Raw genomic sequence first — 12995 nt, forward strand, 5'->3', positions numbered from 1 at the left:
ATGTTCAAGTGCGTCCCCGCCGGTGTGTCGCGTATGAAATGCCGGCACACACTCCGGCTAATTTTTCTCATACCCCCTTCCCGGAAGCTGTTCTGACACAAAACGGAGCCGTTTTGAGCCTGAAATCGAGCTTTCGGAAAGGTCTGAGGCTGAATACTCAGGATTCGCCCCAAACTAATACTGTCGGTGGCGGGCTAAATGCCGGCAATAAAATCCTCCGTCATCTGCCGCGCTTCATCATCCGTATACTGCTGTGGTGGCGTCTTCATGAAGTAAGATGCCGGCGCAATCAGCGGCCCACCGAGACCCCGATCCAACCCCAACTTGGCGCAGCGCACTGCGTCAATCATCACGCCCGCCGAGTTAGGCGAGTCCCACACTTCCAGCTTCAGCTCAATTTGCAGTGGCACATCCCCAAATGCGCGTCCTTCCATGCGAATGTGGCACCACTTGCGGTCCGTCAACCACGGAACATAATCGCTTGGCCCCACATGCACGTTTTCCGCGCCCAGGTCGTAAGGGAGCTGGCTGGTGACGGCATTTGTCTTGGAGATTTTCTTTGACTCCAGCCGCTCCCGCTCCAGCATATTATAGAAATCCATGTTGCCGCCGAAATTGAGCTGATAGGTGCGGTCCAGATGCACGCCCCGATCCTTGAACAAATTGGTGAGGACGCGATGGGTGATGGTGGCCCCTACCTGGCTCTTGATGTCGTCGCCGATGATGGGCAGCCCTTTTTCCGCGAACCGCTTGCCCCAATATTCAGAACTGGCGATAAAAACGGGGATGCCGTTGACAAACGCGCAGCCCGCTTCCAGCACCTGCTCCACGTACCACTTCGTGGCCATTTCCGAGCCGACAGGCATGAAATTGACAACCACATCCGTGCCCGTGTCCTTCAGGATTTGCACGATATTGTCCGTCGGTCCGGGTGCTTTTTCCACCACGGTACTCACGTACTTGCCGATGCCGTCATGCGTCATGCCGCGATAGACGGGAACACCGAGGTGGGGCACGTCGGCGAACTTGATGGTGTTGTTCGGGTGCGCCCAGATCGCTTCGCTCAGGTCCAGTCCCACCTTGCCTTTCACCACGTCAAACGCCGCCGTAAATTCGATGTCCCGTACATGGTAGCCGCCCACGGTGGCGTGCATCAAGCCGGGGATTTCGGCGTCATCGGGGGCGTCCCTATAGTATTGCACGCCCTGGACCAATGATGACGCGCAGTTTCCCACGCCAATGATAGCCACGCGGACTTTTTTGTTCTTTTTTGACATGATTTTTCCTTCTCGACTAAACTCGCGCTGGCGTTTACCCGCCAGGATACAAACAGGAAAAAGGCAGGCTTGCCGCCTGCCCTGTACAGCCGTGTCATTATAGCCTACCCGGATCGCCTTGCCTACGCCGTTCTACACAGGGAGCAGGTTCGTTCACTGAAAAAACCGGGTTTTTCGAGTGCCCGGCCAAAATTACCAGAGTGGTTCATGTGTAAAAACCCGGTTTTTGGCCTTTTTTCAGTAGAGTCATGGATTAAAGGTGGAGCGGAGACTTCAGGCGGAACCGTTCCGGCTAAAGCCTCCACTTCCCCTGAGGTCCTAAAGAGCCACTTTTTGCAGGTGTCCACTACCTTCCATTGTGGTCAGATCAATATCGGCGATGCAGCGTACTTTAACGTAGTTAAGTGTTAGCGTTCCTTCCAGGTGTACCGTGCCGGTTGCCTGTTCAAAATCAGCTGCGCCTAGGTTCGTGGCGTCGTCCAGGCGCACACCCAGCTCTGTGCCGCCGCGTGTGTCCGTAAATTTGACGAGCACATACCCACGAGAAATGCTCTCCTGCAATTTTTCGACAGATCCATCAACCCGACTTACGATAACGGGATGCGTTCCAGTGGTTAACATTTCGACTAATTCATCCATACCATGCGTCCTCTTGCTAGATTGAGAGAAGGATTAAGCCATTCCCAAAGCTGACAAATACCCTGCGCCTATTCTTTGGCGGCATAATCGGGTATCTCAAATTGCAGTGTTTGCCGGCAAAAAGCTATCCATTCCGGCGTGACATTGTCAAAGATGATATTCTCATCCTTATAAATGCCATCGGTAACCACGAAATCTTCCTGCAAATACAGGATTGAATCGTCGGTTAGCAACCGGGGAGATGCTCCTCCCTGGTCCGTCGGATCGCTCTTTTCTTTCCGGGCATTCTGTATATTCGCGTTCCATTGCGCGAAAGCCCGAAACTCGCCTAGAAGATACGCTTTGCAATACTTGCCCATTTCAGCCATAAAAAACTCCTTGATTTGGCGCGCCGCGCATAAGACTGACGTTTGTGAGTGCGGTGACTTGCCCTTTCGCCAGACGTTGTGCTAGCGAGGGTCATTGGATTCATCCATCTTTTTTCGCAGGCTGAGTGGTCGCATATCCGTCCACACCTCTTCAATATACGCCAGACATTCCTCTTTTGAGCCGCTGACGCCTACGGTTTCCCATCCCAACGGTAGCGGTCTATCCGCAAACCAGATTGAGTACTGCTCTTCATGATTAACCACAACGTTATAGATTGTGGTGTCTGTTGCTTCATCATTAGTCATCATGATGTTTTCAACTCCTTCGTGAATGGTGGCAAGTGAACAATGTCCGGAAGATTCATCCCGGCCGCATGGATAAAGGGATCAGAGAGGGTCCTCTTCAAATCGGGCAAGCAAGATCTCTTCAATCAATAGGGATAACCCGGCGATGGTGGACTCTTCAAAGAGGTCACGCAGAGAGAGAGTCACATCAAAGGCTTCGTTAATTTCATGAATAACTTGCGTCGCTAAAAGAGAGTACCCGCCCAAATCAAAGAAAGTATCATAAACGCTAACTCTTTCAACGCCTAACATCTTGCACCAGATAACGGCTAAACGCTTTTCCACAGTGCCTTGCGGCGCGACAAACTCAGCTTCTGTTGATGGGGCCAGGGGCGATCCCAGTGTAGCCAGGGTGCGCCGATCGAGTTTCCCATTAGGGGTCAAGGGCAGCGCGTCCAGCAAGACAAAAGTGGATGGTACCATATACTCTGGTAACTTTCCTTTGACAAAATCGCGCAGTTCGTTAACGCCAGGCGTTTGCCCTGGCAAGCTGGGCACGAAGTAAGCGACCAGATGCCTGTCACCGTTTTCATTGGTTTGTACGAGGACCGCGGTCTGACGGATGTCAGCATGTTGGCTGAGTACTGACTCGATTTCACCCAGCTCAATGCGGAACCCCCGTATTTTGACCTGATGATCTCGCCGCCCCAGATACATTACATCTCCATCAGGCAGGTAGCAAGCCAGATCTCCTGATTTATACAAGCGGCTTCCTGGTTGGTTGTCAAACGGGTTGGGCACAAACCGCTCAGCGGTTAGTGCCGGGTGGTTCTGGTAGGCGCGCGCCAGGCCATTTCCACCAACATAAATCTCCCCAGGAACGCCAACAGGCGTCAATTGGTATCTGTCGTCCAGAATGTAAAACTGCATGTCGGGAATGGCTTCTCCGATGACACTTCCCGGCGCTGCCTCCAAGTCTTCCGCTGCCAGGGGCCGGTAAGTTACGTGTACGGTTGTTTCAGTGATTCCGTACATGTTAACCAGTTGCAGCGTGCCGTTGTGGTCCTCGGTGTACCAGGATTGTAGCTCGCTCAGGTCAAGCGCCTCGCCGCCAAAGATAACAAACCGCAATGATAAGTCACGAGTTGGTGACACACTTCTGTTGTTGATGCTCCAGGTCAATTGGCGAAAAGCGGAGGGCGTCTGGTTGAGGACCGTCACACAAGATTCGCACAAGAGGGAATACAGGTCATCTGGGGAGCGGCCGAGCCAATAGGGCACGATGATCAATTTGCCGCCGTACAAGAGGGAACCAAAGATTTCCCAAACAGAGAAGTCGAAGGCATGGGAATGGAAAAAGGACCATACATCTTGCGGTCCGAAATGGAACCACTCCTGGGTTGCCTGAAACAGGCGCATAACCTGCTTATGAGGAATTAGGACGCCTTTGGGACGACCGGTTGATCCTGATGTGTAAATGGCGTAGGCCAGGTTGTCCGGAACAACGGGCGCTGCTGGATTGCCGGCATTTTCTTGGGCAATGCGCTCCCATTCGGTGTCGATACAGATCATGCGCGTATTTAATGCCGGCAACTTCTCCACCAAAGCGTTCTGCGTTAACAATACAGACGCCCGGCTGTCCTGCAAGACAAAAGCCAACCGCTCGGGCGGGTAAATCGTATCCAGAGGCAAATAAGCGCCACCCGCCTTCAAAACGCCCAAGATGCTAATGATCATATCCAGAGAGCGTTCCATATAGACCCCGACAAGCGCCTCGGTTTCCAGATTCATAGAGCGCAGATAATGGGCAATCTGGTTTGCGCGTCGGTTCAATTCCTGAAACGTTAGTTGTTCTTCACCTGCGACAAGGGCAATAGCATCCGGTCTTGCCGCCACCTGTCGTTCAAACGCTATATGAATACGCGCCTCCGGCTGGTTCTTAACCACACCCCTCCCAATTTGCTTGTGCAAGATATGCACCTCTTCCGCCTTTGTTAACAACGGCAGACTAGATAGGCGTTGGCGTGGATTTTTCACAATGCCTTGTAACAACGTCTGAAACTGTTCTAGCAAAGTCTGATTGAGCAAGTCGGCATTGAATTCTAGCTCACAAACAAGACCCGTTGGCGTTTCCTGAATGTTGACGCCTAACAAATCCGGTGGGGCGGCCTGCGACGTTTCCAAAGGAATAGGCGTTAACGCCAGCCCCGGTATCTCGACCGGCGCGGAGGGAACATTTTGCATGACAAACGTTACCTGGAACAAAGGATTCCGTACCAGACTGCGCTCTGGCTGTATTTCTTCTACCAGGCGTTCAAAGGGAACCTCCTTATGGGCAAAGGCCTCACGCACGGTTTGGTGTACGCGCCCGAGCAGTTCCGTAAACGGTGGATTACCAGACAAATCCGTGCGCAACACCAATGTATTCAGAAATAGTCCAATCAGGTGCTGCACTTCAGACCGTTCCCGGTCAAAAATCGGGGCACCGACAACAATATCCGTCTGCCCCGTGCACCGATGCAACAAGGTTTTGAAAGCAGCCAACAGCACTGTAAACAAGGTGGTTCCCTCTTGTTGGCTGAGTTGTTCAAGCGCCCGCATTAGTGTCGTATCGAATACCAGAACCTGTTTTACGGCCTTGTTTGGTATCGCACTGCGTTGCGTCTGCGCTGACAGCATTTCCAAGACGGGAAGAGGCCCCGTTAATTTCTGTTTCCAGTAGGCAAGTGATTCCTGAAACCGGGCTGATTGCAACGATTGATGTTGCCAAAAGGCGAAGTCGGCGTACTGGATAGTTGGCTCGGGTAAGGATGGCAAACGACCATCCTGAAAGGCTGAATAGAATGCGACGAGTTCCCGCACCAATATGCTCTGAGACCAGGCATCGGAAATGATGTGCTGGAAATTAAGGGACAGATCATATGTATGGGTGTCCAAACGGAACAATATCAACTCAAATAACGGCGGCTGCGACAGATCAAAGATACGCAATGCGGCCAGGAGCATATCTTGACGAACGACTCTTTCCTGCTCCGCGCCGGAAAGCCCACGAAGGTCGCGTATGGGTATGGTTACCTTCAAACTGGGTAAGATGGTTTGCACGGGGTATCCATCTTTGGCAACAAAGCGGGTGCGCAGGATAGCGTGACGACGTACCACCTCATTTAAGCTTTTCTCGAGCAACGGTACGTTAAGATTGCCGGAAATTCTGACAGCCGCCGTCATATTGGTGAATGCGGCCATCTGTAATTGATCTAATATCCATACACGCTGTTGCGCAAAGGATAGGGGCAGGTTTTCCTGGCGTCCCGCCGGGGGGATTGGTTCCGCAACCAGCCGTTTGCTGGCTTCAATCTGCTCCAGGAAGGCGATAATCTCTGTTTTTCGTGCAGACAGCTCGGCGCGCATGGTTGGCGTCAACACCCCATCCGGGGCGTTAATCCGCAGACGTCCTTCATCTATCCAGATGTAGACATCCAGATTGCGCAACTGAGATAGTAGTTCAACAAGGGTCATCATTTGCTCCTCAATGCGTCATTACAATTCAATTTCCTCTCGCTGCGCCGCGTGAGTAGAGGAAGTAGGTGGCGTGGCCCCCTGGATCGCCCACAGAATGGTCTGTATATATTCGCTCAAGAACCCGATCGTCGGTTGCTCAAATAGATCTCCCAGAGGGATATCAATCTTAAACGCCTCGCGGATTTGGGAGATAATCTGCACCGCCAACAGGGAATCTCCTCCTAGCTCAAAGAAGTTGTCATGGATACCTACCGGTTTAACGCCCATGGCTCTTTGCCATATATTGGCCAGTTTTTCTTCAACTTCATTGCGGGGCGCCGCAAAAGGATATGCTAGTTCAGGTCTGGGATGAAATGTAAGGGCTTGTGGTTGGGGCGTGTTTTGCTGCGTTGAAGGGGTCCATTTCCGTAACCTGAATGGCAGATCAATGGTGGAAACAATGATTTGGGGGGCATTGTATGGGGCGGGAAATAATTGAGCGGCAACCTGAAGCCCTTCGGCTAAGGTTATGGCTGCTGTTTGCATCTGTTCAGGCCGTGCCAGGGGTATCTTATCCGTTTCCGCCGTTTGCAAAATGTCCCAGTTGACGACGATCCAGGGGTATGGGGATGTCTGAGCGACGTGTTGCGTGAAACTGTCCAGGAAATTGCTGATGCCGGCATGGATAGCCAAACCCGGACCGGCCAAAACTGAGGAAATTGAAGACGTTACCATGCAAAAATCCAGGTTCTTCTCCGCTATCACGCTACGAACTGCCGAAAGGCTGCTTTTTATCAGAAGAAACTCTCTTTCGCAAGTCGATCTATTGGCCTCTCTAACGAATACGGGTAATACCTGACCCGTGTGGCGTGGATTGAAAATGACCCCATTTAGCTCGCCAAACTGCTGCGTTGCGCTGGCCACGGCTGATTCAACTTGTATTGGATCCGTCTCATCTACCGATACAACCAGAATCTTCCCCCCCATGGCTTCCAGGTGAAGCGCGTTGAGAATCTGGCGGCCAATCTCGTCCTGTTTGTGCGTATTCAGGTAGGTATGCCAGCTATCGCGTGCCGGCAAATCCTCACACGTCGTCAGGGTGAGTTGGGTTGCTCCAGCCTGTATGAGATGTTGAGAAAGCAAGAACCCAATACTACGCAAACCATTAAATAGCAGGTAGGTTCCTTCTTTTTGTAGCAATGGCTTATTTGCCGGCATACTTGCCGATATTGACTCAAAAGTCTGCGTCCAGCGATAACGATCCCGATATGCGACGACACTGGCCGTTGCCGCCGTTTGCAACTCCAACCAGAGCTGTTCCGCTAAAGTATGCTTCCCTTGATTGGGCGAAGATGGTAAAACAACATCAATGAAATGGCACTGGATGTGGGGATATTCCTGGCAAACCACTCTGGCAGGCCCCAGAATAGTTGCCTTCTCCGGTACAAGCCGGTCATGGCCCGACACATCAAAAAGGTTTGTAGCCACAATGAATAAGGACACCTTTGCTACGGAACCCGCCTGTCCTAACGCCTGTGCCAGGAACAAAAGACTATAAAACCCCTTGTCCTGATCGACGTCCGCCGGATGCGTGTCCGCCGTTGCGTACCACATATGGACAATCTTTTGTGGATGTACGCCGCGCAAAGCCAGTTCCTGGATCAACCTCTCATAATCAGCCGGCTCTCCCGGATTGATCATAAAGGTGTCATCGTCGCCGGCGGCAAAGAACGGTCCAGGTCGCACCACAATTGCAGGCAATGAGGCCTGGCGCAGTCGTTGGGCAAGATGGTCGCCCAGGCTTTCTCCGTCAACGAACAGCAGCCACGAGGAGGCATCTGTATGAGGGGACGCAACCGCCGGTAGAACTGTCCGTGTCCACGAGGGAATATAAAACCAGTCGCTGACGTCGGGGGATTTTTCATTTACGTGTAACGACTGTTTTCTTGCAACCGACTGTTCTCCATCGCTATGTAACACTGGCTCCACCCAATATCGTTGGCGCTCGAATGGGTAGGTGGGTAGGGGGAGTCGCCGGCGGTAATGGTGGTTGTGGAACCCGTTCCAATCTAACCGCACCCCAGCCAACCATAGTTGAGCGACGGTCAATAATAGGGAAGCGGATGCTGATGGATGGCTTTCTTCAGATAATGAAGATAGGACAAGCTGCTTTTCCGCCTTGTGGCTATGTTGGACTGCTATTTTACTAAGAAAGCTATCTGGCCCGATTTCTAACAAAACCGGTTCAGATTCCGTCAGCAGGTTGGTCACATTTGGACTGGAATTTGCCGCGAGCAAACGTCGCCAATAGTCATGGCTTTGTAACTGCTGTTCCGTGACCCAATCACCTGTTACGCCAGATACGTAAGGAATTTGCGGAGCCTGAAAAGAGATTTGCTCCAGGGGAGTGGCAGGCGATTGTCTCTGACCGTTCTGTTCATCGTACTCAACAGCGTCTATGAGTAGCGCCAGCCCATCTGGCAGCGACATCACGCCTGACAAACAGGCAGCTACATACTCGCCGACCCCTTCCCCAAACATCGCCCGCGGCTTGACCCCCCAAGACTGCCACAAAGTCGCCAGAGCGTATTCCAATACGAAAAGTGCTATCTGTCCCCGCGGTTCTGGCGCAAAAGAAGGGGGTGTTGGCGCTAATAATGTCTCTTTCACGGCTGTTTGCAGGTAGGATGGCAGCATACTTGTGCAATGATCTACTTGCTCCTGGAATTCATGCTCGTTGTAGTAAAGATCGCTCTCCTGGTTCAGCCGCTGTCCTCGTGCCCCTGGGAACATGAACACTACCGGCCTATCTAGCGATTCTTGAAAATGCGTCCAAACAGGGGCTGACTCTGGCGATTGCAAGGCCGCCAATGCTTCCGAAGATGAGCGACAAAGCAAGGCTCGCCGGTGAGCAAAGGCGCGCCGGCCAACTTGTAATGTGTAGGCTATATCTGGCAGATTGCTGTCGGGATGCTGCCGCAAGTACGTGAGTAGATTACTTGTCTGTGTGTTGAGGGTTGATTCCGTCCTGGCGGACCATATCAGTAACTGCCATGGTCTGGCTGTTCCTGAAGGGGGGACAACTGGCGCTTCCTCCACGATCATATGCACATTGGTGCCCCCAATGCCAAAAGAGCTGACGCCGGCGCGACGGGGAATACCATGGGGGTTCCATTTGGCGAGTTTCGTATTTACGTAAAAAGGGCTGTTTGCGAAATCAATTTGCGGGTTTGGCGTCTCGAAATTCAAACTGGCCGGAATCTGTTTATGCTCAAAGGACAGGATGGTCTTGATCAAGCTGGCCACGCCGCCGGCGTTGACCAGATGTCCGATATTGGTTTTAACGGAGCCAATGGCGCAATAACCTTTCTTGTCTGTGCCGGCACGAAACGCTCTCGTCAGCGCCTCAATTTCTATGGGATCGCCCAGGCGCGTACCCGTTCCATGCGTTTCAACATAAGTAATCGTCTCCGGGTTGACTTCCGCCAGCGCCAATGCTTCGGCAATCACCGCCGCCTGACCCGCAACGCTTGGCGCCGTGTAGCTAAACTTCATCGCTCCATCATTGTTCATAGCCGTGCCGCGAATGATGGCCCGAATGCAATCCCCTTCTGCCAGGGCGTCTTCCAGGCGCTTCAAAACGACGATGCCTATGCCGCTGCCGCTGACCGTTCCATTGGCCTGCGCGTCGAAAGCCCGGCAATGCCCATCGGCTGCGCCAATGCCTCCTTCTTGATAGAAAAATGCTTCATTATGCGACGCTTGTAAGGAAATGCTACCTGCCAGAGCCAGGTCATTCTGATAATTCAACAGGCTCTGGGCCGCCAGATGAATGGCTACAAAGGAGGATGAGCAAAGCGTGGCGACACTCAGGCTGGGGCCTTTCAAGTTCAGCTTGTATGAAACCCGTGTGGCCACAAAGTCCTTGTCATTCCCCAACATCGTGTGGAAACTGGTGGCTGTAGCCCGCAGTTCTGGGTTTGCCAGGATATTTCTGAGCAGATAGCTGCTCAGATTCGCGCTGGCGTAGACTCCAATGCGGCCATCATAAGATTCAGAATCATACCCCGCGTTTTCCAAGGCTTCCCAGGCGCATTCTAAGAATAGACGATGCTGCGGGTCCATCAGCTCTGCTTCTCGTGGCGTATAACCAAAGAAGGCCGCGTCAAACAAGTCCATGTCTTTAATGATCCCATCAGCCCCCACATATTGGGGGTTTTCCTGTAGTGATGGGTCTAAATTAGAAGATGCCAATTCTTGCTGAGTGAAAAAGGAGATGGATTCTATGCCATCGCGTAAATTGCACCAGAATTCATCAACATTGGCCGCGCCGGGGAAACGGCCTGTTATGCCTACAATAGCGATATGTTCCGCCATGTTGCCATCATAACCATTGGGTAACTCTACTGTTTTCATCGGTTTCCTATCTTCCCGTCATGGTTTCAGGGTAAGCACAGCTTCTGCCTTTTCCTGCACGCTGCTTTGGGTAAAGAGCATGGGGAAATAATCGCCTTGCTGCCACATCTTGCTGAGATCCTGGCGATGGGCGTGAAAAAGATTCCCATTCTGCCCGGTCGAATTAACGCTGACGGAATTGTCAAAGTCTGAGAGATCCAGGATCATGCGTTGTGCCGGTCCAAAGACAACCTCAAACGGATCGTCGTACCAACCAACATTCACGCTAAACTGCGTACCCGGCGAGGGATATGCCCTGCTGTTGAATAAAGATTCAAGTACAGCAATACCGCTCTGCCCTATGGGAATATGGCGAAATGTCGTGGTATGCACATTTGCCCATGCCCAATCGTTCACGTGCCGTCCATATCGTTCCTGCAGCCATATCAGGCCATCCTGCCAGGCCCGACGGACAATGTCGTCGCGCGTTTCTATTTCAGGCGTGTTCGTGTCATCAAACCAGGCGTTATCTCCATCGGCCATCAACATAACCATCATGGGCACATGTTTGTTGGTGTACTGAGCATATTCATCCATTAATTCGTCGCCCAGTTCATCTTCAAGGGTGTAGTACAGCATGTGCAAGTACCAGATTTCGTAGACTGTCGCGCCTATTGCCTCCGGCTCGTATTGAAAATCCCAGGCTTTTACTTGAGAAAGCGCGTCTTCCTCTAATTGATTGGCGGGTTCAATGATAGATAGATAGGGTTGCAGCGCAGCGGATGGAGGGGAAAATGTCTGTAACTGGATGGCCGCCGAATCTGTCAGGCTTTGACTTTGGTTTGCCGTCAGCGATGCGGCGATCTGCTCGGCGCGATAACTGGGTTCGTACCAATCGTACGTCAGCATATACGGGTAATCACGAGTAACAAACTCGTTGTTGGCTGTAACAATGAATCCAGCCTCTGGATTGAGCGTGCTAGGCAGCTCTGTAAAAGGAATAAAGGTTACCCATTCATAGTTGCCGCTCCAGCCGGGAACAGGCAAAGCGCCCTGGTGCCCGGGCGCGCGTACAGGGACACGCCCGGCAGATTGGTGACCAATGTTGCCGGCTACGTCAGCATAGACAAAGTTTACATTTGGTGAGTCCCAATATGCCAGGGCAGCCCGAAACTCATCCCAGTTGCTGGCCAGGTTAAGCATGAGAATGGAGCGTAATACTTCGTTTCCTTCGTAAAGCGTCCAGCGCAGTGATATAGGCTGTTGTGCGGGAACGTTGAATATGTCATTGATGAGGGGCCCGCGCTGCGTGAGATAGATGTTAAAAGTTACAGGTTCGGCGTCTTTGACCAGGATCGTTTCCGGGAGGATGGTTAAGTCACGCCATTCTTCACCGTGTTGATATTGGGTGGGGTTGCTCAGGTTGTCGAGATGCTCAATGTAGATGTCCTGTACATCTGGCCCCATGTTGGTCATACCCCAGGCAATGCGCTGATTATGGCCTATGACAACGAGCGGTACGCCTGGCAGGGTGAACCCTACCGTATCAAAGCGACCCCCATGCAACCCGTTTTGATACCAAACAGATGGCATCAGCAAATCGAGGTGGGTGTCATTGGCGAGAATGGGTAGACCTGTGGTTGTGCGGCTGCCGTGTATGACCCAATTATTGCTGGCCCAACGGGGGTATGGTTTCGTTAGCCAATTCGTTGACGAAGTGGAGGATTCAGGTGGTACGGCACGTAACCAGTCATAATTGTTGGTTTCAGAGGGCACGATAAGGGTATCTAGATTGTCAGCGAATAGGAAGAGTTGGGTCAGGACGGATGTGCCCTGTTCGGCAACGGTGCGTGCTTGCAGGAGTTCCAGGGCGGCATTGACGCCCATGTTCAATGATAGGAAATTGCCCCAGGCCAGCGAATCTATGGGCGTCCACGGCTGTGGTTCAAAACCTAATAGAGTGAACTCTACCGGCAGGCGATTATGGTTGTCGCTCAAGTAGGCATTGACGCCCGCGGCGTAGGCTGTTAATACCGCCTGGGCGTCGCCGTCCATTTGTTGCCAGCTTTGTTCGGCAACACGTCGTAAACCCAACGTGCGCATGAATTGATCTAGCTCGACGGTGGATGCTCCGGCAATTTCGCTCATTCTACCCTGGCTCAAGCGGCGGCTTATCTCCATTTGCCACAACCGATCCTGGGCGTGGGCATAGCCTTGGGCAAAGAGCAGATCTGTTTCATTGTCGGCGTAGATGTGGGGAACGCCCCATGGGTCGCGTACGATTTCAGCGTTCATGCTTAAGCCGGTGGTTTCCACGTTGCCGGCAACGGGTGTCCAGGGACGGCGCACAAGCCAGATACCCAGGCTGCCAGTCAGAACGAAAAGTATTAGTAACAAAATCGCGAGCCGGATTGCCCATTTTCTTAGATGTGTCACACGTTATACTCCTGCAAAATGAAACGGTTGCGTTACTACTAACGCCCTCTGGAGATTGGCCCCAATTCACGCGCGCAATGACCATATTCGCCAGAGA

Annotated in this window: 7 protein-coding genes; all 7 read right to left on the reverse strand. The window is 52.3% G+C overall.

The window, feature by feature from the left end; translation table 11 throughout:
* Positions 1 to 194 precede the first annotated feature (194 nt).
* The 7 genes from H6650_19890 to H6650_19920 all read right to left on the reverse strand — a co-directional run bounded on the left by H6650_19890 (position 195) and on the right by H6650_19920 (position 12898).
* Positions 195 to 1277, reverse strand: coding sequence for an inositol-3-phosphate synthase (locus H6650_19890; GenBank protein MCB8954273.1), 1083 nt, complete (start codon positions 1275 to 1277; stop codon positions 195 to 197).
* A 318-nt stretch (positions 1278 to 1595) separates the two neighbouring features.
* Complete coding sequence (locus H6650_19895) at positions 1596 to 1916, reverse strand: MbtH domain protein (GenBank protein MCB8954274.1); 321 nt, start codon at positions 1914 to 1916, stop codon at positions 1596 to 1598.
* Positions 1917 to 1984: 68 nt separating this feature from the next.
* Complete coding sequence (locus H6650_19900) at positions 1985 to 2284, reverse strand: hypothetical protein (protein MCB8954275.1); 300 nt, start codon at positions 2282 to 2284, stop codon at positions 1985 to 1987.
* 81 nt (positions 2285 to 2365) lie between these two features.
* Complete coding sequence (locus tag H6650_19905) at positions 2366 to 2590, reverse strand: MbtH family protein (protein MCB8954276.1); 225 nt, start codon at positions 2588 to 2590, stop codon at positions 2366 to 2368.
* 81 nt (positions 2591 to 2671) lie between these two features.
* Positions 2672 to 6088 carry an amino acid adenylation domain-containing protein gene (locus H6650_19910; protein ID MCB8954277.1) on the reverse strand — a complete coding sequence of 1139 codons (3417 nt, stop codon included), beginning with the start codon at positions 6086 to 6088 and terminating at the stop codon, positions 2672 to 2674.
* Positions 6089 to 6106: 18 nt separating this feature from the next.
* The gene (locus H6650_19915) at positions 6107 to 10483 is read right to left on the reverse strand and encodes a KR domain-containing protein (protein MCB8954278.1); all 4377 of its coding nucleotides are present in this window, start codon (positions 10481 to 10483) and stop codon (positions 6107 to 6109) included.
* A gap of 18 nt (positions 10484 to 10501) precedes the next feature.
* Positions 10502 to 12898: a penicillin acylase family protein gene (locus H6650_19920; GenBank protein MCB8954279.1), complete on the reverse strand. Its 2397-nt coding sequence runs from the start codon at positions 12896 to 12898 to the stop codon at positions 10502 to 10504.
* Positions 12899 to 12995 lie beyond the last annotated feature (97 nt).

The sequence above is a fragment of the Ardenticatenales bacterium genome, assembly GCA_020634515.1.
In the GTDB taxonomy this organism is placed as follows: Bacteria; Chloroflexota; Anaerolineae; order Promineifilales; family Promineifilaceae; genus JAGVTM01.